Source organism: Brucella gallinifaecis, assembly GCF_006476605.1.
GTDB classification, from domain to species: Bacteria; Pseudomonadota; Alphaproteobacteria; order Rhizobiales; family Rhizobiaceae; genus Brucella; species Brucella gallinifaecis.
This window is the reverse complement of the sequence record NZ_ML636802.1, coordinates 319,948-340,830: the sequence shown is the minus strand read 5'-3', so window position 1 is coordinate 340,830 and position 20,883 is coordinate 319,948. Positions and strand designations below refer to the sequence as shown.

Genomic DNA, 20,883 nt, shown 5'->3' with positions numbered 1-20,883 from the left:
TTCAACTTGCTTCTGAGGTGAGCGTTTCACTGCCGATGCGCGAGAGAAGGATGACGGCCTGTGTACGGCTATCGACGCCCAGTTTCTGTAAAACGGCAGAAACATGCGCCTTTACCGTTGCTTCTGAAACATTGAGCTCATAGGCAATCTGCTTGTTGAGAAGCCCTGCCGCAAGCATGGTCAAGACGCGCGATTGCTGCGGCGTGAGCGTTCTGATTCTGGCAATCAGCGCTTCTGTTTCGGGATCATGCGCCTGATCAAGGTCAATGTCGGACGGGGTCCAGATATCGCCGGCAAGAACCGCATGAATGGCCTCGCCAATGGCTTCCATACTGGCTGATTTGGAGATGAAACCCGATGCACCAAGCTCGATCGCATGACGGATGGTTGCCGCATCATCGGTGGCAGACACAATGATGACCGGCAATGCGGGTTGAAGCGCTTTGAGCGTGACGAGCCCCGAAAGCCCGGTGCCACCGGGCATGGTCAGGTCCAGCAACAGCAAATCAATATCGTCGCGCTCAGCGGCGTGTTGTTTCACAGCATCGAAATCGCCGACCTCGATAATTTCGGTTTCTTCAGGCAAATTGGACAGAACCTGTCGCAATGCCCCCCTGAAAAGTGGATGGTCGTCAGCGATGATAAATTGCATAAGCTTCGCATGCCATTCTGAAGGTCCTCCCCAAACCGCCGCATTACACATGCAGCACTTTTGTTTTATGCTGATTTTCAGGACGGGCAACCAAAATTAACATTATATTGTTGGTACATATGTCGCATTTCCGCCTTTTGGCCGCATTTTCCGCTAATTTCGCATGAGACTGAGAGCCGCTGACGGGAATGAGAAGGCATTTTATGACACGCAATACGCTTTATCCGGAAATTGAGCCATTTAAACAAGAGATGCTGCAAGTCTCGCCTTTGCATCGCATTCATGTCGAACAATGCGGCAATCCCGATGGCAAGCCTGTGATCATGATCCATGGTGGACCGGGTGGCGGTATTACCCCATCCATGCGTCGCCTGCATGACCCGAAAAAATATCGCATCATCCTGTTTGATCAGCGCGGCTGTGGACGTTCAACCCCGCATGCCGAACTGCGCGAGAACACGACATGGGATCTTGTCGCCGATATGGAGCATATCCGTGCGCATCTCGGTATTGATAAATGGCAGGTCTTTGGCGGCTCATGGGGCTCGACGCTGGGTCTGGCCTATGCACAAACGCATCCTGATCGTGTTCTGGAAATCATCCTGCGGGGTATTTTCATGATACGCCGGTTTGAAGTCGAATGGATGTATTCCAATGGCGCCAGCATCATCTTCCCGGACCACTTTGAAGCATATCAGGAATATATTCCTGAAAATGAACGTGGGGACATGATTGCCGCTTATTACAAGCGCCTGACCGACCGTGATCCACAGGTGCAGCTTGAAGCGGCTCGCCGCTGGGCACGCTGGGAAGGTTCGGTATTGTCAATTCAGCCGGATCCGGCCCGTGTCGACGCATTTGGTGAGGATCTTTATGCTGTCGCTTTTGCGCGTATCGAGTGTCATTATTTCCAGAACCGCGGCTTTCTTGAAAGCGATGACCAGCTTTTGCGCAATGTCGAACATATAAGGCATATACCCGGCGTGATTATCCATGGCCGCTATGATATGTGCACGCCTTTCATCAATGCCTGGCAGCTCAAGAAGATGTGGCCGGAAGCTGATCTCAGAATCGTTGAAGACAGTGGGCATCTGGTGACAGAACCGGGCATCACCCATGAGCTGATCGAGGCAACAAGGCGTTTTGCCGTTTGATTTGAGAGAAAAAGTGGATTTTGAATATTCACTTTTTCTTTGAACATTTTCGCCTACAATCAAGTGATCTGATATTTAAGAACATTCTTGATCTTGAATGTCTATGGTGGTGATTTATCTGGCGAAGCTTATCCGTAGCAAGGACGGCCCGGTTTAAGTTCGTGTTCGAGAGGGATATGTAATGTTAAAAGAATTCAAAGAATTTGCTCTCAAGGGCAATATGGTCGATCTGGCTATCGGTGTGATCATCGGTGGGGCATTTGGCAGCCTTGTTAATTCGATTGTCAATGACATCATCATGCCGATCATTGGTTTGATCACAGGTGGTATCGATTTCTCCAATATGTTCATTCAGCTTGCCGGCAATCCGCAAACAACGCTGGCCGCGGCTCGTGATGCCGGTGCGACCATTGCTTATGGTAATTTCGTTACCTTGCTTATCAACTTCCTGATCATCGCATGGGTTTTGTTCCTTGTTGTCAAAGGCATGAACAGACTCAAGAAGAAGGAAGAAGCAAAGCCGGAAGCTGCTGCAGAACTGCCACGCGAAGAAGTGCTTCTGGAAGAAATTCGCGATCTTCTTGCAAAGCAGAGCAAAGCCTGATTGTTTTGCAATAATCACTCGGAAGCGGAGCCATAACAGGCTCCGTTTTTGTTTGATCCATCATGCCGGCTGATCGAAACATCAAAAAATACCGCATGATTTCATGACTGTGTCTTGCTAGATATGGCGCACCAAAACAGGCAATATGTGGGAACAGATGACGCTTTTTACTGATCTTCGCCGTGAAGCAGCCAGTGCACCGGATAGTGGTATTATTACCGTTGCCAATCATGGTCGCGGCAAACCGGGAATTATTCCGCTATGGGTTGGCGAGGGGGATCTGCCAACCCCTGATTTTATCCGCGATGCTGCGAAGTCAGCCATAGAAAATGGTGAAACCTTCTATACCTGGCAGGCCGGTATTCCTGAATTGCGTGAAGCGCTGGTGCGCTATCATGCGCGTCATTTTCCACAACCGTTCAAGCCGGAAAATTTTTACGTGACCGGCTCTGGTATGCACGCCATTGAAATGGCGCTGACTGCCACCACAGGAGCAGGTGAAGAAGCAATTTATCTTTCACCGGCATGGCCGAATTTTGTTGGCGCAGCCGGGCTTGCAGGTGCGGTTCCGGTGCCTGTTGAACTTGAATTTGGTGCCAATGGCTGGGTGCTTGATCCTGATAGAATAGCCAGCGCAATCACGCCGCGTACCCGTGCGATCTTTATCAATACGCCATCCAACCCGACCGGCTGGACCGCTGATATTGAGACGCTGCGCTTCATTCTCAATCTGGCACGCGAAAAGGGCATCTGGATTATTGCCGACGAAATTTACACCCATTTCTATTATGGTGGCGGGCGTGCGCCGTCCTTGATGGATATTATGGAGCCGGATGACCGCATTATTTTCGTCAATTCCTTCTCGAAAAACTGGGCAATGACCGGCTGGCGCGTGGGCTGGATGAATGTGCATCCATCCATCGGCCCTGTTATTGAGAATATGATCCAATATTCCAATTCCGGCGTGGCGCAATTCATGCAGCGCGGCGCGGTTGCAGCCCTTGATCATGGTGATGATTTTATTGCGATGCAGGTTGAACGTGCCCGTTCAACCCGGGATCGCCTCTGCGCAAACTTGCAGGAAACCGGCAAGGTTCACCTGACCCCGCCGCAGGGGGCGTTTTATCTGTTTTTCGGTGTTGAGGGTGTCAGCGATTCGGTGAAGGCGGCAATCGACATGGTTGATCATGCCAATGTAGGGCTGGCTCCGGGCAGCGCCTTTGGTGTGGGTGGCGAGGGTTATTTCCGGCTTTGCTTCTGCCGCGATCCGCAACAGATTGATGAAGCGGCATCAAGACTGGTTCGCTGGATCAATAGTCTCTAGATACGAAAAAGGCCGGTTAAAACCGGCCTTTTTCATAGGTTACATTAAACCGGTCAGCCGCCTGCTTTGGAAACCATCAATGGTATGATGCGATCGGAATTGGCAGCTTTTGGCGTTTCAGGCTCGGCAAAAGGAATGCCCAGCGTGTTCCATACTTCAAGCAATGCATCTTTCAGTCCGTCGATCAGCTGATCGTCATGCAATGGCGATGGCGTGATGCGAAGCCGTTCGGTACCGCGTGGTACAGTCGGATAGTTGATTGGCTGAATATAGATGCCATGCACGTCGAGCAGACGGTCGCTGGCCTGTTTGCACAGTTCCGGGTTGCCGACCAGAATTGGCACAATATGCGTTTGCGAAGACATGACCGGGAAACCGGCTGCTGCAAGAACATCCTTGGCGCGTTGTGCCTGCCGCTGCTGACCGTCGCGTTCAACCTGCGAGGTTTTGAGATGACGGATTGCCGCGGTTGCGGAAGCAGCAACTGCTGGCGGCAGTGATGTCGTGAAGATGAAGCCCGGCGCATAGGAACGCACAGCATCGATAATGGCGCGTGAGCCGGTGATGTAACCACCCAATGCGCCGAATGCCTTGGCAAGTGTGCCTTCGATAATATCAATGCGGTGTGCAAGGCCATCGCGTTCGGTAATACCGCCGCCGCGTGCGCCATACATGCCAACGGCATGAACCTCATCAATATAGGTCATGGCATTATATTTGTTTGCGAGATCGGCAATCTTCTCGATTGGCGCAATATCGCCATCCATCGAATAAACAGATTCAAACACAATCAGCTTGGCGCGGGAATGGTCGGCTGCTTTCAGTAGCTGTTCAAGATGCTCAACATCATTATGACGGAATATCTTTTTCTCAGCACCCGAACGACGAACGCCTTCAATCATCGAAGCATGGTTCAGCTCGTCAGAAAGGATCAGGCAATTTGGCAGCAGTCGCGCAATGGTCGAAATCGATGCTTCGTTTGACACAAAGCCCGATGTGAAAACCAGACCCGCTTCCTTGCCATGCAGGTCGGCAAGCTCTGTTTCCAGTTCAACGAGCGGATGATTATTGCCCGAAATATTGCGTGTTCCACCGGCGCCCGAACCCGTGCTGCTGGCAGTGTCACACATGGCCTTGATGACATCAGGATGATGCCCCATGCCCAGATAATCGTTTGAACACCAGACAGTGATCTCACGGGGTGATCCATTGTTACGCCAGATAGCGCGGGGGAAACGTCCGACAATGCGTTCAAGATCAGCAAAAACGCGGTAACGTTTCTCGGCGTGCAGCTGGTCGATCGCTTCTTCAAAAAAACGGCGATAGTCCATTATACGCTCCTTAGTTATTGCTCTAGTACCGCTTTTGCGCTGTTGCGTCCATGCCGCAATGCCGGGCAATTTGCCACGCTTTCGTTAATTTGCATTGATCTGAATCAAATAAATAGTTGGGATCTAAAGCAAATAAATAGCTGGCTTTTTTAACGGGTCATCAGGCGGTAGATGAATTTTGGCGCCAGATCCCTGCGGCGGACATAAACCCGCGGCATGGCAAACGGATCGTCATCAGCGCGTGCGCGTGCATGAACCGTTGTTGTGGCAGTTTCATAGCCTGCTTCACGGCACATATCGCGATGGATGGGGAGATTGCCGCCATAGGGATAGGCAAAATTGGTCACTTCCGATCCAAGCATATCTTCGAGCATGGTTTTGGACTGGACAATCTGACGCCGCGCTTCTTCCTCCGGTGTCTTTTCCAGATTGACGTGATCAAGCGTATGCGCACCGACTTCATGGCCGAGTTCTGCCCATTCGCGCATTTGTTCAACCGACATGCACGGTGTTACCGGCACGCCCATTGCCTGATCCCAGACATTGCTGCCGCCCAGCTGATTGGCAACAAAATAATTGGTTGCAGTGAAGCCGAATTCGGCAAGCACGGGCAGGGCATTTTCATAATTATTGAGAAAACCGTCATCAAAGGTAATGACCACAACCTTACCCATCTTCTCGCCCTTGATATAGGGCAGGGCGTTGCGCAGTGACAGGCCCTGATAGCCAAGCCTTTTCAGCCAGGCCATCTGGCTGCGGAATTTATCCGGGTGTACCCAAAGCCCGCGAAACGGGATTTTCTTGTGCGGTAATGCAGCGATCTGATGATACAGAAGAACAGGGACGGCCATTTGTTTCATTTCGATTTTTCTGAAAACCTGCGCACGCGCATCCGGTAGATCGGACGCATGATTTCGCGGGCAAGCTTGTCTTTGAAGGATTTCTTGTGCTGGATGGTGGTGCCGCCAAGCTGTGCGGATATTTCCTTTACACCACCGGGAATGATGGCAAGCGGCTGCAATCCTGTGACCCAGCGCATTTGCACCGTTGTATCGACAGGTCGGTCAAATTGTTCACTCACAGCAAGCAGCTTTTTTGCGGCATCAAAACTGACAAGCTGCGCGACCATGCCAAGACCGACAGGGTCGGGGATGATGATACGCAACTGATCATCACGATAGACTTCACGACCCTGTTCGCGGTCGCGGAAGGTAAAGCGAATAAAACTGCCCCCTTCGAAATGACTGGTGGCGGCATGATATGCAGCATTGAATTGATCTGTCAGTTCAACATCGTCTTCAATCACAAAACCTGCATCAAGCCTTTGATCAACAATTGCCTGCCATGCCTTGCGATGCGACAGAAAACAGGCGATCTCATTTTTGCTCAGCGAGAAAGGATAATACGGTTTATGAAGTTTGCGCCTGTAGGCGTTTTGAATGTCCGTATCCGAAAGGGTGCGGCTGTCAATGGCATCAAGGATTTCGGACTTTATGGGAAGTTCACGGATAAGTTTTTCAACCTGCGGCTGTCGATCTCTCGCCCGCGCCAGATGAATGATGAAGGCCTTGATATTCATGTCAAACCTGAGCGCGTAACAATAAATTGAACCGAAAAACCTATTCTATATCTGCTATACGCTCAATTTGTGCAAGTTATTCATGCTAGCTTGTTTTAACAAGCAATCCGGCTGCAATCTTGTTTTCGATCCACTTGCGCTCGGCAGCCCAGTCGTGGCGTTTCCAGCCTTCCCAGCTGAAGCCGCAAATTTTTATGTCCCAGTCAGGCTGGGAATATTTGCGCAAAACCAGCCAGATGCCAAAGAAGCCGGTGCTCGGAAAAACTTCGTGCATGCGGTCGGGACCAATACCCAGTTCGTTACAAACCGCGAAATAGTCCTGCGAAGGCATGATGCGGATTTTCTTGCCAGCGCGACCAAAATAATCAATCGCTTCATTGGTCCAGTCGGCACGACGCCCCTTGAGGCGCGAAAGAAAATTGGGGTGGTGATGGAAGCGCTTGATAATGCTTGGATGGAAGGCAAACAGCACTTCCGGACTATTGCGAACGATTTCTGAATTGATAAAGGCTGGATCCTTGATCCATTGCTCCATCTGTTTGCTTGATGTTGCAAGCATCAGCATGTCGGTTTTTGTACCACTCATTCCAAGGGAAACGCGCGGCTCATTAAAACGAAGAACAAGATCAGCAGCGTCAATTTCAGCGGACAGGTCACGGTCGAGAGGGCCGTTTCCGACAATAAATATGGTTTTGTTCATTCGCGGGAATCTTGCTTTGTTAATTAAAAAAAGCTGAGATTTGAGAAAAATGCGGCAATTAAAAGTCTCTGCTAACTTGCCGGTACATTTTGAGGGGGTGTTTCCGATCACTTTTCTCGTGAACGCGATGATGAGGCATGGGATGCTTCTGCGGGAGCTGGAGCGTTAGCACTTCGCAAAGACAGTATAGCCATGCAGTGCAGCCATGCAGATTATGCACTTCTCAAATCGATTAAAAAGGGGGAAGCTTCACCATGGGAGGAAGGTAAAAAGCGGCGCTTCAAAGTGCTGCACATAAGGGGATAATATTATGAACCACCTTCGCACTAAAATTTCCCGCTGGATGCAATATCGCGAAAACCTGCGTGAACTCAGCAGTTGCAGTGATCGCGACCTCTCAGATCTTGGTATTTCGCGCGATGAAATCCGCCGCGTGGCACATGAGGCCGCTTTCGCCTGATTAAGCTATGGTCCTGATCCTAGACTTCGCCCGGCTTTTTGAAGCGGATATGAATGTCATCCTTTGCAAGGTCAAAACCGGCATAGTTGCGCTGAAAAGCGATAAGCGCATCATTGACGCCTTTTGAATAGTCGTCGTCATGCACTTGCACCTGATGCCGGTAAATGATCCTGTCGTCTTTATAAAATATGACCTGACCTTCCATGATGGCCTCCTCGTAAAGCCTTATGGTGATGGGAACTCCAATTCCCGCATTGTCGGTATATTTAATTGAGATAGGCGAGCGGACAAGGCTTTCAAGTCTTTTACAGGCTCTCGCCTTTGCAAAGCTTGAGCCATGCTCTTGCGGCATGGGAAAGAAAAGCGCCTTTGCGCCAGATCAGGGCCATGTCCCAGTTTAATTGCGCATCCTTGATCTGATGAATGCGGATACCGGGGCTTTTGCGTTGTTCGGCAATCATCTGCGGCAGAAAGGCAATGCCCATATTGGCGGCGACCAGTTCGACAATAAAGTCAATCTGGCTTGAGCGCACGGCGATATTCGGAAACAGGCCACGCTGATGGCAGGCATCGAGAATGATATGATTGAGTGCAAAGCCGCTTTCAAACAGGATGAAAGGCAGGCTGGCAATATCGGACAGGGGAATGCCGTCCTCATCGGTGAAACAGTGATTGGCCGACAGCAGTGCAACGACTGGTTCGCAACGCACAGCCTGCCATTCAAAATTTTCTCCGACAGGCAACAGTGAGGCGGCAAGCTCGACGTCACCTGCCAGCAGCAGTTCTTCAAGCCGTTTGCTGCCATGTTCAAGAAGCTGAATGTCTATGTCCGGATAAAGCCGGGTGAAGGCTGCAAAGACCGGAGCAAACAACACGCTGGAGCCGATTGGCGGCAGACCAAGCCGTAAAAGTCCGCGTTTGAGGCCGCGCAGCTCGTCAATTTCGCTCAGCATGTCCTCTTTTTCGGTGAGTATCGCCAGCGCACGCCGATAAACGATTTCGCCTGCACTGGTCAGGCGGGGCGGGGTGATCTCACGGTCAAGCAAGCTTAGCCCGAGTTCACTCTCGAGCTGACGCACTGTTTTGCTGACGGTCGATTGGGTAGCGTTGATCGTTCGCGCGGCAGCGGAAAAGCCGCCCTGTCGCACCACTTCTACAAAAGCCTGAAAACCACGTAAATTCATAAGCCATTCCATTATGGCATAGCTGCAATGAAATCAATTCATTTCTGGAATATATCTGTTGCGCCTATAGTGAACTCACAAAATCTGTATTGGAACATGAACATGCGCACCCATAATCTGACAATCCGCTTTCGCTATGCGCTGCACCACAGCCGCATGATGCAGATTGCGATCCTGTTCGGCTTCTGGCTGGCAGGTGAGGCTTTTGTGCGTTTGGTTTCTCTGCCGCTCCCGGGCGGTATTGTCGGCATGGCTCTGGTTCTTGCGCTGCTTTTGAGCGGACGTATCAGCCTGTTCAGCATGAAGCGCGGTGCAGAATGGTTTCTGGCGGAAATGCTTTTGTTCTTTGTGCCTGCGGTTCTCGCGGTTCTCGAACATCAGGAACTGCTTGGAATGCTCGGCTTGAAAATCATGGCGGTCATATTGGTTGGCACATTGACGGTGATGACCGTGACTGCATTGACTGTCGATATGTGCTATCGCCTGAGTGTGCGCTATGCCGCTAAGTAACCCATATGTGGCAATGCTGTTCTGGTCGGCGGCCACAATCCTGCTTTATCTGGCGGCAAAGCGCGTCTATCGCCGCTTTCCCATGTGGTGGCTGACGCCGCTTGCCATTACGCCATTGCTGCTGATGGCGTTGCTTATCGGTTTGAATGAAAATTATCGTGGCTATTTCAGTGCGACCCATTGGCTTGTCGCACTGCTTGGACCTGCAACAGTGGCTTTTGCCATTCCGATCTATCAGCAACGGGCTACCATTCGCCGCTATTGGCCGGTGCTGCTGGTCGGTGTTGTGGTGGGCAGCACGTCTGCAATGTTTTCCGCCTGGGGGCTTGCGCATTTGCTGGGTCTCAATGAGGCAATCAGCCTGAGCCTGATGCCGCGTTCCATGAGCACACCTTTTGCCATGACGGTTTCCGGCGATATTGGCGGCACGCCGGATCTGACGGCGATCTTTGTGGTGCTGACAGGTGTTTTTGGCGCAGCCATGGGCGAGATGATGCTGAACTGGTTGCCGATTCGCTCTGCCCTGGCGCGGGGTGCACTGTTCGGCATGGGTGCTCATGGCGCAGGTGTCGCAAAAGCCCATCAGATCGGCAGTGAGGAAGGCTCGATTGCCGGTCTTGTTATGGTTCTGGTCGGACTGGTCAATGTTCTGGCTGCGCCGCTGATTGCGCATCTTCTCTGAAACATTGTTTTTACAGAATATTTTTCTTTATATGCTTATTCTGTGAGCAGGTTTCTTATATTCAATTTTCTGCAAAAAACTTAAGCATCGGCGTATTTGCATAACTGATATGCGTTATTGGTCGTTGTTGAATAAAGAGGCTCAGGCTAAATATTGGTCATCGGGTTCACTCCTCCTCCCAGAACCCGGTGACGAATACGGCATCTCCTCCTCCCAGCCGTATTCAAGATCAGGCCGCGCATCCTCCTCCCGCGCGGCCTTTTTCTTTTTTAATCTCCCCATGCCGATCTGTTAACAGTGCGTCGCTGCGCCCCCATATGGGCAAATGCAACAATGTGAACTATTTCTGCTGCAATATCAGTTTTGCGGTAAGTTTGTTCTTTGGGGCATCTGCCGCCATAAATGCGGGAGATAGCAATCATGATCAGCGGTATTCATCACCTGACTATGATTACGCGCAAGGTTCAGGCCAATGTTGATTTCTATGCAGGTTTTCTGGGCCTGCGTATCGTCAAGCAGACAGGTGGCTTTGAAGACGCAGAACAGTTGCATCTTTTCTATGGCGACCGTTCCGGCACGCCCGGTTCACTGATCACCTTTCTAGTCTGGGAAGATGGGGCACGGGGCCGTGTGGGCCATGGTCAGGTCAGTGAAATTGCACTTGCCATTGATCGCACTTCCCTTGGCTTCTGGCTTGAACGCGCCTTGCGCTATCATGTGCCTTGCGAAGGTCCGGTACAGGAATTTGGTGAGCCGGTGCTGCGTCTGCGCGATCCCGATGGCGTTATCGTCAAACTGGTCGGCAGCGATCTGAGCGCCAATGATGTCTGGGTACCGGATGATGTTCCAGAAGAACATGCGGTGCGCCGTATTCGCTCGGCAACAATCCTGTCCGAGCAGCCGGAGCAGACGGTTGCCTTTATCGAGCGCTATTTCGGTTTTCATGTGCAAGCAAAAGAGGGCACGATTGAGCGGCTGGTTTCCGATTCAGGCGATGTAATTGATGTGCGCGATGCAACAGGTTTCTGGCCGGGCGTGCCTGGTACCGGCATTGCCGATCACGTGGCGTTTCGTGCGGCAGACACGCAGGAGGTCGAGCGGGTGGAAAAGGAGCTGGCACAGCTCAATTCCAGCGAAACCAATGTCCATGATCGCAAATATTTTGCCTCGCTTTATGTGCGTGAGCCGGGCGGCACTTTGTTCGAGCTTGCAACCGATGGGCCGGGCTTTACATTGGATGAGTCGGTTGAAACGCTGGGGAAGGTGCTGTTCGTGCCGCCGGGCAATGAAGATCGGGAAGCTGCAATCCGTATGCGACTGCCACAGTTTTCGCTGCCCAATGAAGAGCGGGTAATCTATCGCGACTTGCCTTTCGTGCATCGTTTGTACCAGCCGGAAAACCCGGATGGCACAACGCTTATTCTTTTGCATGGGACGGGCGGCAATGAAAATGATCTGATGCCGTTTGCCGCCAAGGTTGCACCACGTGCCACACTTTTGGGTGTGCGCGGGCGCAGCACGGAAGAAGGCACGCAACGCTGGTTTCGTCGTTTCACCATGGATCGTTTCGATCAGGCGGATATCCGTTCTGAGGCGGAAGCTTTCGAGGCTTTTGTTGAAGGTGCGGTCAAATCCTATGGTCTTGATCCTGAGCGGACCGCGTTTCTTGGCTATTCCAATGGGGCCAATCTGCTTGCAGCTTTCATGCGGCTCTACCCGCATATTATACGCAAGGCTGTTTTGTTGCGCAGCGTTGAAGTGCTGGAACAGCCGCCGGAAGCAGACTTGTCGGATGTTTCTGTTTTGCTGTTGAGCGGCGCAGATGACCTTTATGGCGCTTTGTCTGGCCCGCTTGCAGCGGCCTTGGCTGAGTCCGGGGCCGATCTTTATGCTAAGCGCCTGCCGGGTATTGGCCATGCGCTGGCTGAAGAGGATACGCATATTGTGCAGAAATGGCTTGTAGAAAAGCTATGAAACATAAAAGCCGCTCTTTACCGGGCGGCTTTTTCATGTCTTTTGTGTAACTCAGATGCCGCAGTTTCACTGTCTTTCCACAGGCTTGTATATTTAGGGCTTGGCATATTCTCATCTGTGAAGAATAGTATCGGCGTGTTTTATCTGATCGCACCGGTTGCGTATGTTATATTTTCGGGAGAGTTGAGTTTTGCGGAGCATTTTTCGTCATACTGCCCCGGCATTCCTCTCCACATTGCTTATCGCAATGACCCTGATTGCGGGTTGTGCAAGCCGTCCTGATGGCGTGCTTATCCCTATCAGTGCAAGTGTTCCCGGCGCTTCCAAGGTTGATCTTCTGGTTGCGACGACACGCAAACCATCAGATAATCCGGGACTTCTCTATTCAGGTGAACGCGATCAGGATATCAGCCTGACTGAGATTGTTGTCTCCATTCCGCCTGATAAAAATCGTAAAATAGGCGAAGTGCAGTGGCCTAAAAAGATGCCACCAAACCCGCTGAAAGAATTTGCAACGGTCGAAGTCAAGGCAATCGACAGTGAAACCGGCGCAAAACAATGGCTGAATCATAGCCTGCCGAAATCACGCCGTGTGATGGTTTTTGTGCATGGCTTCAACAATACATTTGAAGATTCGGTCTATCGTTTTGCACAGATCGTGCATGATTCAGGCGCCGATGTTGCACCTGTCATCTTTACATGGCCGTCACGCGGCAGTGTGTTTGACTATAATTACGACAAGGAAAGCACCAATTATTCGCGCGATGCGCTGGAAACGGTGTTGCGCAAGATTGCCGAAGATCCGCGCGTTAAAGACATAACCATCATGGCCCATTCCATGGGAAGCTGGCTGACGGTGGAGGCACTGCGCCAGATGGCAATCCGCAACAAGCGCGTTAATCCCAAGATCACGGATGTTATTCTTGCCTCACCCGATCTGGATGTGGATGTGTTCAACAAACAGTTCCGCGCCATGGGCAAGGATCATCCGCGCTTCACGCTGTTTACATCCCGTGATGACCGTGCCTTGCGGGCCTCGCGCTTTATCTCGGGCAATGTAGATCGTCTTGGTCAGATTGATCCGTCGGTTGAACCCTACAGAACACAGCTTGAACAGGCGGGTATTACAGTTATTGACCTCACGCAGCTCAAGGCGGGTGATAGCCTCAATCACGGCAAGTTTGCATCAAGCCCGGAAGTGGTTCAGCTGATTGGTCAGCGTCTTGTTACGGGGCAGACAATTACCGATTCCGACATTGGGCTTGGTGAGCGGCTGGGAGCTGTGGCGCTTGGCACGGCACAGGGTGTTGGTACTGCGGCATCATTGGTGGTCAGTGCGCCGATTGCAGTTTTTGATCCTCATACCCGTCGCACCTATAATGAGCAGATTGACCGGTTCGGAAGAACTGTAGGCAGCACTGTCAGCGGCGCAGTGGGGAATTAAAGCGCATCCCGAAAAGTGGGAACCGCTTTTCGGATAAGATGCGCGTTAAGGCAAAGCATGTCGCATGCTGAATCAAAAAAGGGAGGCGTGAGCCTCCCTTTAGATTCTTATATGTCAGCACTTATTTTTCGACAAAAGCCTTTTCAATCACGAAGTGACCGGCCTGGCTCTGGCTGCCTTCTTCAAGGCCGATACCTTCAAGAATGACACGCATGTCAGCCAGCATTTCAGGGCTGCCACACAGCATCATGCGATCATCCTGTTCGGAGAATTTTGGCAAATCGAGATCGTCAAAAATCTTGCCCGAACTGATCAGATCAGTAAGGCGGCCCTTGTTGCGGAATTCTTCGCGCGTCACTGTTGGATAATAGATCAGCTTTTCACGCACCATCTCGCCAAGAAATTCGTCTTCCGGCAGTTCTTTGGTGATCAGATCGGCATAGGCCAGCTCGTTCACTTCACGCACGCCATGTACGAGAATGATTTTCTTGTAGCGCTCATAGACTTCCAGATCGCGAATGATCGACAGGAATGGCGCAAGGCCCGTACCTGTTGAAAGCAGCCACAGATTGTCGCCCGGAATGAGATTGTCATAAAGCAGCGTGCCAACCGGCTTTTTGCCTACGATCAGCTTGTCGCCTTCCTTGAGGTGCTGCAAGCGCGATGTCAGCGGGCCATTTTGCACTTTGATCGAGAAAAATTCGAGTTGATCATCATAGATGCTCGAAGCAATTGAATAAGCGCGCAGCAGCGGTTTGCCATTCACTTCAAGGCCGATCATGATGAACTGGCCGCTCTGGAAGCGCAGACCCTGATCGCGTGTGGTGCGAAATGAAAACAGCCTGTCGGTCCAGTGGTGAACGTCAAGAACGGTTTCCTGATAAAAATTGCTGCTCATGTCGGAATTGTCTCTGTTTCGCTTTTCACGGTATTCGTTTCAAGTGAAACGAATGTCTTTTTAGCAATCATAGGGGATCGCGTCTGGCTGCCTTCAGGGTGGCTTCCGCGGAGGTCGTGATTTGGCAACATGCTGCACCATGTCTGGCCGACGATTACGGAAGTTGGAATAATGCTTCTATGTCCCGACATCAAGAGTTAATCAGGGTTATTCGTTGCGCAATTAAATCGAATTCAAAGCCAGTCTCAAGAAACTGCATTCTAATAGGCGCGGCTTCCAGAGCATGATATGCCCCGGAAGCGCGATTTATCATTTCAGCGGCTGTTGCGCACAAGCACTATTGCCGAAATGAGCGCTATGCCCGACATCATGGCAAATCCGACAAACAGCCAGAGTGCTGCATTGGCCGTGCCTGCAACGCCGCCGGGATCGCTCAAGCCTGCGAGATTAGCCACCATGCCGGCAAGGGCTGCACCCATGGCTGTCGTGAACAATTGCACGGTTGTCAGCGAGGCCGAAGCCAGATTCTGGTCAGCCGCATCCGCACGTTTGAAAATGCGGGTCAAAAGATGCGGCCATGTCATGCCGACACCAAAGCCGACCATAATCATTGCGAGGCAGATTGGCAGCAGATCTGTCCAGTGGCCTTCGCTGCCGGCAGGGACAAGGATGGCAAGCGTTACCATACCGATAATGCCCATGATGGGAGCTGCCAGAATAACCCGGTTCACACGCTTGCCTGTCACGCCCGATGAACCGATAGAGCCGAATGTCCAGCTTCCGCCCATCAGTGCCGCCAGATAGCCGGCAATCAGCGGTGACTGGTTATGCAGCACCTGAAAGAACAAGGGCACAAAGACCTCGGAACTCGTAACCGATCCACCGAGAAAACCCATGGTAAGATAAAGCGCACCAAGGCGGCTCAGGCTGAATGCGCCTTTTGGCAGAATGCGTTTTGTTGATCGATGCTCGACGACAACAAGCAGTATCAGCACGAAAAACGCGATGACAACGCCTGTAATATTCCAAAAGGCGCTTGGCGAGATACTGGCGGCTGAAATGATCAGCACCGCCAGGGTGAGCAGAATAAGCTGCGGCCATGCAAGCCGGTCCTTGTTTTCCGCATTGCTGATTTGTTTTGGCAAAACAATCATTGCCATCACAGCAAAAATGCCGATCACCGGCACCAGCGACCAGAAAGCAGCACGCCATTGGCCCAGTTCGGCAAAGATGCCGCCCACAGCAGGGCCAACCAGTGTGGCCACGCCCCACATGCCTGAAACAAGCGCAATGGCACGCGGCCAGAGCCTTTCATCAAAGACGATGCGGATCATCGCATAAGAGAGCGCCAGCATCATGCCGCCGCCCAGCCCCTGCACAATGCGGCCGCCTAGCATGGCAGGCATGGAGGGCGCAAAGCCGCAGGCCAGCGTGCCAATCGCGAAGATGATCGCAGCCACCAGATAGGCGTTGCGCGGGGCTGTCTGCGACAGAAGTTTGGGCACAAGTGCCGAGCCAAGAATGGATGCTGTCACAAACAGCGCCGTGTTCCAGGCATAATAATCCATGCCGCCAATATCATTGACGACAGTTGGCAATATGGTCGTGGCGATAAAAACATTAATGGCGTGGAGTGCTACCCCGCCCACAAGCGTCAGCGAACGGATCGCATTTTTACCCGCAAATAATTCTCCCCAGCCTGCGGTAGCCCCTGTTGTTACCCCCGCCGTTGCAACAACGGCTGGTTTTTCGGTCTGCATTTCTTTCCCTGATCCTATCCCGCATTTCAGAGGCGGGTTGATGCCCGCTGTCCGCACGCGTGTGCACGCCTTATAAATCGGATTCTCGATCTGCGGAATGGGGAAGAAAGTAAAACAGTATCAATAAAAATCAAAAGGGGTTCAAGTTTAAATGAAAAGCCCTATATCAAGCACAGAAATATAAAATCCGCCGCTGCGTTGGAGATTTTTTCTCCAAAACTCTATGGCGGATTTGTGTTTCTGTCACAAGCTTCCTATAAGCCTGTGATCGTGAGGGCTTTTATACCCAGATAACGCGCCCGCCAGCTGGCAGGCATTCCCCCAATTGATGACCCGGAACGTTCATGATCCAGACGCCTTACTATCTGATCGATAAGACCAAGCTGAAGCGCAACATGGAAAAAATTGCTTATGTGCGCGAGAAATCCGGCGCCAAAGCTCTGCTGGCGCTCAAATGCTTTGCCACATGGTCGGTGTTTGATCTGATGAGCGAATATATGGACGGCACCACCTCGTCCTCGCTTAATGAAGTGCGTCTTGGTCACGAGCGTTTTGGCGGTGAAACCCATGCCTATAGCGTGGCCTATGCCGATCATGAAATTGATGAAGTCGTCAGTCATGCCGACAAGATCATCTTCAATTCGATTGGCCAGCTGACACGCTTTGCCGATAAATCAGCGCATATCAAACGCGGCTTGCGTTTGAACCCCGGCATTTCGTCTTCAAGTTTTGATCTCGCCGATCCCGCACGTCCGTTCAGCCGTCTTGGTGAGTGGGATGTGGCGAAGGTCGAAAAGGTTATGGATTCAGTCACCGGCTTCATGATCCATAACAATTGCGAAAATTCCGATTTTGGCCTTTTCGACAAGATTCTGACCGATATTGAAGAAAAGTTCGGCTCGCTCTTGCATCGCGTCGAATGGGTCAGTCTTGGCGGCGGTATCCATTTCACTGGCGATGATTACCCGGTCGATGATTTCTGCGCCCGCCTGAAAGCTTTCTCGGAAAAATTCGGCATACAGGTCTATCTGGAGCCGGGCGAAGCCTCGATCACCAGGACCACAACGCTGGAAGTGACCGTTCTTGATACGCTTTTTAACGGCAAAAACCTGGCAATTGTCGATAGCTCGATCGAAGCACATATGCTTGATCTTTTGATCTATCGCGAAAAGGCGAAGATGGCGCCGAGCAATGGTGAACACAGCTATATGATCTGCGGCAAGTCCTGTCTTGCGGGTGATATTTTCGGCGAGTTCAATTTTGACAAGCCGCTTTCCATTGGCGACCGCCTGTCATTTGAAGATGCTGCCGGTTATACGATGGTTAAAAAGAACTGGTTTAATGGCGTGAAAATGCCAGCCATTGCCGTGCGTGAACTCGACGGCACTATAAAGATTGTCCGCGAATTTGATTATGCGGACTTTGAATCGGCTCTTTCCTGAGAAAGAGCCGGCCTGAGCTGAAGTGAAAACATGAAAATGCGGGAAACCGCTGGAAGAGGAAGCATCGACAGAAAATGAAGAAGAACATTCTCATCATCGGCGCCGGGGGCGTGGCACAGGTTGTTGCACATAAATGTGCGCAAAACTCTGACATTTTGGGCGATATCCATATTGCGTCCCGCACGGTTGAGAAATGCCGCAAGATTATCGATAGCGTGCATGAAAAGAAGAGCCTCAAGACCGGGGTGAAACTGGAAGCGCATGCGCTGAATGCGATGGATGTGGAGGCTACCAAGGCCTTGATCCAGAAAACAGGCGTTCAGATCGTTATCAATGTCGGCTCGGCCTTCCTCAATATGTCGGTTCTTCGCGCCTGTATTGATACGGGCGTGGCTTACATGGACACTGCAATCCATGAAGATCCGAAGAAAATCTGCGAGACGCCACCATGGTATGGCAATTACGAATGGAAGCATCTCGAAGAATGCAAAGAGAAGGGCATCACCGCCATTCTTGGCGTCGGTTTTGATCCGGGCGTGGTCAATGCCTATGCGCGTCTGGCGGCGGATGATTATCTCGATGAGGTTAAATCCATTGATATTGTCGATATCAATGCCGGTTCGCATGGTCGCTGGTTCTCGACCAATTTTGACCCGGAAATCAATTTCCGTGAATTTACCGGCACGGTTTATTCCTGGCAGAATGGTCAGTGGCAATCGAACAAGATGTTTGAAATCGGCCAGACTTTTGACCTGCCGGTCGTTGGTCCAAGCAAGGCCTATATGACCGGCCATGATGAAGTGCATTCGCTTTCCAAGAATTATCCGAACGCTGATGTGCGTTTCTGGATGGGCTTTGGCGATCACTATATCAATGTTTTCACGGTGCTGAATAATCTGGGGCTTCTGTCCGAACAGCCGGTTAAAACCGCTGAAGGGCTGGAAGTTGTGCCGCTGAAAGTGGTCAAGGCTGTTCTGCCTGATCCATCGTCGCTGGCGCCCGATTATACCGGCAAGACCTGCATTGGCGATTTCGTCAAAGGCATCAAAGACGGCAAGGAAAAAGAAGTCTTCATCTATAATGTTGCCGACCACAAGGACGCTTACAACGAAGTGGGAAGCCAAGGCATTTCCTATACTGCGGGTGTACCACCGGTTGCAGCCGCAATCCTGATCGCTTCGGGCGAATGGGATGTGAAGAAAATGGTCAATGTGGAAGAGCTTAATCCAAAGCCATTCCTGAACATTCTTAATCATATCGGCCTGCCATCGCGCATTAAAGATGAAGACGGCGACCGCGCTCTCGATTTCGCATAAGTGCGACTTGAATGAATAAAAACAACCCGCCCGATTCTATAGCATCGGGCGGGTTTTTATGTCGGCTACTGTCAGTAGAAGAGAATTTACTTCTCAAGATATGTTGCTTCTTTATGCAGGTCTGCTATCCATTATGCTCCAAATTTGTGCAAATCGATGCGCAGCCCGCCTGGCTCCGGATCAGTTTCTGGAACATACACAACGTTCCCGATAGAAATTGAGAAAACCGAAAAGTGGGAGTGTCGTTGCTTGAAAAGTGACGCACAGTCTTAGCCGGCATGGGGCGATCGATATCCGTATCACGATGCTGAATTCCTCAGATTGACATGGTCTCTGACGTCATGGCGCGTGTTCTGGCTATGGATTGTCTGGTGGATTGATAGTCCCCGGACAGTCCGGGGAGTAAGTTGTGAGCAATAATATAATTGATACGGGCTTTCACGAATCACATTTAAGCAGCCTGCAGCGCTGGACCCGGGAAATGGTAATGGCCCTGAAATTGGGCTGGCCGCTGATCCTCACCAATCTTTCGCAGGCAGCGCTTACCGCAACCGATGTGATTTTCATCGGGCGTCTGGGCAAGGACACGCTTGCCTCGGCGCTTCTGGCGACCAGTTTTTACCATACGCTGATGATTTTCTCGATGGGGCTTGTCTCGGCTGTCATGCCGATGATCGCCATTGCGCTGGGCAAAAACCGCCATTCGGTGCGCGATGTTCGCCGCACGGTGCGTCAGGGCATGTGGTCGGCAATCATGATTTCAATCCCGGTCTGGCTTGTGCTCTGGCACTGCGAGGAAATATTCATCTTCCTTGGTCAGCAGCCGGATATTGCGGCACGTTCAACCGATTTCATGCATACATTGCAATGGGCCTTATTGCCCTATCTTTTCTATATCGTGCTGCGCTCATTTTTTGCGGCAATGGAAAAGCCGATGTGGACCCTGTTGATTGCTGCCGCTGCCATTGGTTTTAACGCGCTTGCCGGCTGGACATTGATTTTCGGTCACTTTGGTTTTCCGCGTATGGAACTGCATGGCGCGGGTATCGCCACCACGCTTTCAAGCATCATGATGTTTCTTGGCATGGCATTTATCACCATGCGTCATCGCCGCTTCCGCCGTTATCGCTTGTTTGGGCGCTTCTGGCGTGCCGACTGGCCGCGTCTGGTAGAGTTATGGCGCATCGGTTTCCCTATGGCGCTGACCTTTGTGTTTGAAACCTCGATCTTCTACGCCGCCGTTATCATGATGGGCTATATCGGGCCGACTGCCATGGCAGCGCATGCGGTTGCTATTCAGGTGGCGTCACTCAGTTTCATGGTGCCGCTTGGTTTCGGGCAGGTAGCAACCGTCCGTGTCGGTCGTGCCTATGGGCGCGGTGATCCGCAAGCTGTGGCCTATGCAGGCTGGAGCGCCTATGCATTGGGTGTTGGCTTCATGGCGATCATGGGGCTGCTGATGATCCTCATTCCGCGCCTGTTTATCGGGGTATTTCTCAACCTCAAAGACCCGGAGAACTTTGCTGTTATCGAGCTTGCGGTCACGTTTTTGGCGCTCGCTGCTCTGTTTCAGATTGTCGATGGCGCACAGGCGGTTGCAGCCGGTATGTTGCGCGGGCTGCGCGATACCCGTGTGCCGATGTATCTGGCACTGGTCGGCTATTGGGGTGTTGGTCTGCCGCTTGGCGCATTGCTGGCATTCCAGTTCAAGCTGGGTGGCGCGGGTGTCTGGCTTGGTCTGGCGGCAGGTCTTGCCATTGTGTCGGTGCTGATGACCATGCGCTGGCGCCGTTCACTCCTGCGCATAGGCACTCTTCCGGTTTCTGTATAAAAAAGCCGCCCTGCCAAAAGCCGGGCGGCTTAAATTTT

Annotated in this window: 20 protein-coding genes; 11 read left to right on the top strand and 9 right to left on the bottom strand. The window is 51.6% G+C overall.

From position 1 onward, the window contains the following. Position 1: 1 nt before the first annotated feature. Positions 2-652 (bottom strand): response regulator transcription factor, encoded by a 651-nt coding sequence (locus tag FHY56_RS06270; RefSeq protein ID WP_140904305.1) that lies wholly within the window; start codon positions 650-652, stop codon positions 2-4. A 203-nt stretch (positions 653-855) separates the two neighbouring features. Between FHY56_RS06270 and pip the strand changes: the two genes are divergently transcribed. From pip to FHY56_RS06255, 3 genes are all read left to right on the top strand, one after another. Further along, positions 856-1,806 (top strand): prolyl aminopeptidase, encoded by a 951-nt coding sequence (gene pip / locus FHY56_RS06265; RefSeq protein ID WP_140904304.1) that lies wholly within the window; start codon positions 856-858, stop codon positions 1,804-1,806. Positions 1,807-1,987: 181 nt separating this feature from the next. Beyond that, positions 1,988-2,410, top strand: coding sequence for a large conductance mechanosensitive channel protein MscL (gene mscL / locus FHY56_RS06260; protein WP_140904303.1), 423 nt, complete (start codon positions 1,988-1,990; stop codon positions 2,408-2,410). Positions 2,411-2,567: 157 nt separating this feature from the next. Next, positions 2,568-3,734, top strand: coding sequence for a pyridoxal phosphate-dependent aminotransferase (locus FHY56_RS06255; protein WP_140904302.1), 1,167 nt, complete (start codon positions 2,568-2,570; stop codon positions 3,732-3,734). 53 nt (positions 3,735-3,787) lie between these two features. Here FHY56_RS06255 and hemA read toward each other — a convergent pair whose 3' ends face one another. The 4 genes from hemA to FHY56_RS06235 form a co-directional block, all read right to left on the bottom strand. Continuing rightward, positions 3,788-5,065: a 5-aminolevulinate synthase gene (gene hemA / locus FHY56_RS06250; RefSeq protein ID WP_140904301.1), complete on the bottom strand. Its 1,278-nt coding sequence runs from the start codon at positions 5,063-5,065 to the stop codon at positions 3,788-3,790. A gap of 149 nt (positions 5,066-5,214) precedes the next feature. Then, complete coding sequence (locus FHY56_RS06245; protein WP_140904382.1) at positions 5,215-5,916, bottom strand: polysaccharide deacetylase family protein; 702 nt, start codon at positions 5,914-5,916, stop codon at positions 5,215-5,217. Between the two features lie 5 nt (positions 5,917-5,921). Next, the gene (locus FHY56_RS06240; RefSeq protein WP_140904300.1) at positions 5,922-6,644 is read right to left on the bottom strand and encodes a glycosyltransferase family 25 protein; all 723 of its coding nucleotides are present in this window, start codon (positions 6,642-6,644) and stop codon (positions 5,922-5,924) included. 85 nt (positions 6,645-6,729) lie between these two features. Then, positions 6,730-7,344 (bottom strand): glycosyltransferase family 29 protein, encoded by a 615-nt coding sequence (locus tag FHY56_RS06235; RefSeq protein ID WP_140904299.1) that lies wholly within the window; start codon positions 7,342-7,344, stop codon positions 6,730-6,732. Positions 7,345-7,654: 310 nt separating this feature from the next. Here FHY56_RS06235 and FHY56_RS17980 point away from each other — a divergent pair, with 310 nt between their 5' ends. After that, on the top strand, positions 7,655-7,804 hold the full coding sequence (locus FHY56_RS17980; protein WP_193556765.1) for a DUF1127 domain-containing protein: 150 nt from the start codon (positions 7,655-7,657) through the stop codon (positions 7,802-7,804). 19 nt (positions 7,805-7,823) lie between these two features. On the opposite strand, the gene FHY56_RS06225 is transcribed toward FHY56_RS17980, so the two are convergent. Then, complete coding sequence (locus tag FHY56_RS06225) at positions 7,824-8,009, bottom strand: hypothetical protein (protein WP_140904298.1); 186 nt, start codon at positions 8,007-8,009, stop codon at positions 7,824-7,826. A gap of 100 nt (positions 8,010-8,109) precedes the next feature. Then, positions 8,110-8,988, bottom strand: a complete 879-nt coding sequence (locus FHY56_RS06220; protein WP_140904297.1) for a LysR substrate-binding domain-containing protein — start codon at positions 8,986-8,988, stop codon at positions 8,110-8,112. A gap of 102 nt (positions 8,989-9,090) precedes the next feature. Here FHY56_RS06220 and FHY56_RS06215 point away from each other — a divergent pair, with 102 nt between their 5' ends. The 4 genes from FHY56_RS06215 (at position 9,091) to FHY56_RS06200 (ending at position 13,598) form a co-directional block, all read left to right on the top strand. After that, on the top strand, positions 9,091-9,498 hold the full coding sequence (locus FHY56_RS06215; RefSeq protein ID WP_140904296.1) for a CidA/LrgA family protein: 408 nt from the start codon (positions 9,091-9,093) through the stop codon (positions 9,496-9,498). Beyond that, positions 9,485-10,180, top strand: a complete 696-nt coding sequence (locus FHY56_RS06210) for an LrgB family protein (RefSeq protein ID WP_140904295.1) — start codon at positions 9,485-9,487, stop codon at positions 10,178-10,180. The genes FHY56_RS06215 and FHY56_RS06210 overlap by 14 nt, the downstream gene beginning before the upstream one ends. Before the next feature lie 420 nt (positions 10,181-10,600). Beyond that, positions 10,601-12,154: a VOC family protein gene (locus tag FHY56_RS06205; protein ID WP_140904294.1), complete on the top strand. Its 1,554-nt coding sequence runs from the start codon at positions 10,601-10,603 to the stop codon at positions 12,152-12,154. 247 nt (positions 12,155-12,401) lie between these two features. Further along, positions 12,402-13,598 (top strand): alpha/beta hydrolase, encoded by a 1,197-nt coding sequence (locus FHY56_RS06200; protein ID WP_140904381.1) that lies wholly within the window; start codon positions 12,402-12,404, stop codon positions 13,596-13,598. Between the two features lie 121 nt (positions 13,599-13,719). On the opposite strand, the gene FHY56_RS06195 is transcribed toward FHY56_RS06200, so the two are convergent. Both FHY56_RS06195 and FHY56_RS06190 read right to left on the bottom strand, forming a co-directional pair. Continuing rightward, complete coding sequence (locus FHY56_RS06195) at positions 13,720-14,496, bottom strand: ferredoxin--NADP reductase (RefSeq protein ID WP_140904293.1); 777 nt, start codon at positions 14,494-14,496, stop codon at positions 13,720-13,722. A gap of 314 nt (positions 14,497-14,810) precedes the next feature. After that, the gene (locus FHY56_RS06190; RefSeq protein ID WP_140904292.1) at positions 14,811-16,256 is read right to left on the bottom strand and encodes an MFS transporter; all 1,446 of its coding nucleotides are present in this window, start codon (positions 16,254-16,256) and stop codon (positions 14,811-14,813) included. A 344-nt stretch (positions 16,257-16,600) separates the two neighbouring features. Here FHY56_RS06190 and nspC point away from each other — a divergent pair, with 344 nt between their 5' ends. The 3 genes from nspC to FHY56_RS06175 all read left to right on the top strand — a co-directional run bounded on the left by nspC (position 16,601) and on the right by FHY56_RS06175 (position 20,845). Then, positions 16,601-17,698 carry a carboxynorspermidine decarboxylase gene (nspC, locus tag FHY56_RS06185; RefSeq protein WP_140904291.1) on the top strand — a complete coding sequence of 366 codons (1,098 nt, stop codon included), beginning with the start codon at positions 16,601-16,603 and terminating at the stop codon, positions 17,696-17,698. A gap of 74 nt (positions 17,699-17,772) precedes the next feature. After that, positions 17,773-19,014: a saccharopine dehydrogenase family protein gene (locus tag FHY56_RS06180; protein WP_140904290.1), complete on the top strand. Its 1,242-nt coding sequence runs from the start codon at positions 17,773-17,775 to the stop codon at positions 19,012-19,014. Positions 19,015-19,495: 481 nt separating this feature from the next. Then, positions 19,496-20,845: an MATE family efflux transporter gene (locus FHY56_RS06175; protein ID WP_235889439.1), complete on the top strand. Its 1,350-nt coding sequence runs from the start codon at positions 19,496-19,498 to the stop codon at positions 20,843-20,845. Positions 20,846-20,883 lie beyond the last annotated feature (38 nt).

Bases quoted from the DNA above. Each gene is read 5' to 3' on its own strand.
- FHY56_RS06270 (WP_140904305.1), bottom strand. From the start codon at position 652: ATGCAATTTATCATCGCTGACGACCATCCACTTTTCAGGGGGGCATTG.
- pip (WP_140904304.1), top strand. From the start codon at position 856: ATGACACGCAATACGCTTTATCCGGAAATTGAGCCATTTAAACAAGAG.
- mscL (WP_140904303.1), top strand. From the start codon at position 1,988: ATGTTAAAAGAATTCAAAGAATTTGCTCTCAAGGGCAATATGGTCGAT.
- FHY56_RS06255 (WP_140904302.1), top strand. From the start codon at position 2,568: ATGACGCTTTTTACTGATCTTCGCCGTGAAGCAGCCAGTGCACCGGAT.
- hemA (WP_140904301.1), bottom strand. From the start codon at position 5,065: ATGGACTATCGCCGTTTTTTTGAAGAAGCGATCGACCAGCTGCACGCC.
- FHY56_RS06245 (WP_140904382.1), bottom strand. From the start codon at position 5,916: ATGGCCGTCCCTGTTCTTCTGTATCATCAGATCGCTGCATTACCGCAC.
- FHY56_RS06240 (WP_140904300.1), bottom strand. From the start codon at position 6,644: ATGAATATCAAGGCCTTCATCATTCATCTGGCGCGGGCGAGAGATCGA.
- FHY56_RS06235 (WP_140904299.1), bottom strand. From the start codon at position 7,344: ATGAACAAAACCATATTTATTGTCGGAAACGGCCCTCTCGACCGTGAC.
- FHY56_RS17980 (WP_193556765.1), top strand. From the start codon at position 7,655: ATGAACCACCTTCGCACTAAAATTTCCCGCTGGATGCAATATCGCGAA.
- FHY56_RS06225 (WP_140904298.1), bottom strand. From the start codon at position 8,009: ATGGAAGGTCAGGTCATATTTTATAAAGACGACAGGATCATTTACCGG.
- FHY56_RS06220 (WP_140904297.1), bottom strand. From the start codon at position 8,988: ATGAATTTACGTGGTTTTCAGGCTTTTGTAGAAGTGGTGCGACAGGGC.
- FHY56_RS06215 (WP_140904296.1), top strand. From the start codon at position 9,091: ATGCGCACCCATAATCTGACAATCCGCTTTCGCTATGCGCTGCACCAC.
- FHY56_RS06210 (WP_140904295.1), top strand. From the start codon at position 9,485: ATGCCGCTAAGTAACCCATATGTGGCAATGCTGTTCTGGTCGGCGGCC.
- FHY56_RS06205 (WP_140904294.1), top strand. From the start codon at position 10,601: ATGATCAGCGGTATTCATCACCTGACTATGATTACGCGCAAGGTTCAG.
- FHY56_RS06200 (WP_140904381.1), top strand. From the start codon at position 12,402: ATGACCCTGATTGCGGGTTGTGCAAGCCGTCCTGATGGCGTGCTTATC.
- FHY56_RS06195 (WP_140904293.1), bottom strand. From the start codon at position 14,496: ATGAGCAGCAATTTTTATCAGGAAACCGTTCTTGACGTTCACCACTGG.
- FHY56_RS06190 (WP_140904292.1), bottom strand. From the start codon at position 16,256: ATGCAGACCGAAAAACCAGCCGTTGTTGCAACGGCGGGGGTAACAACA.
- nspC (WP_140904291.1), top strand. From the start codon at position 16,601: ATGATCCAGACGCCTTACTATCTGATCGATAAGACCAAGCTGAAGCGC.
- FHY56_RS06180 (WP_140904290.1), top strand. From the start codon at position 17,773: ATGAAGAAGAACATTCTCATCATCGGCGCCGGGGGCGTGGCACAGGTT.
- FHY56_RS06175 (WP_235889439.1), top strand. From the start codon at position 19,496: ATGGTAATGGCCCTGAAATTGGGCTGGCCGCTGATCCTCACCAATCTT.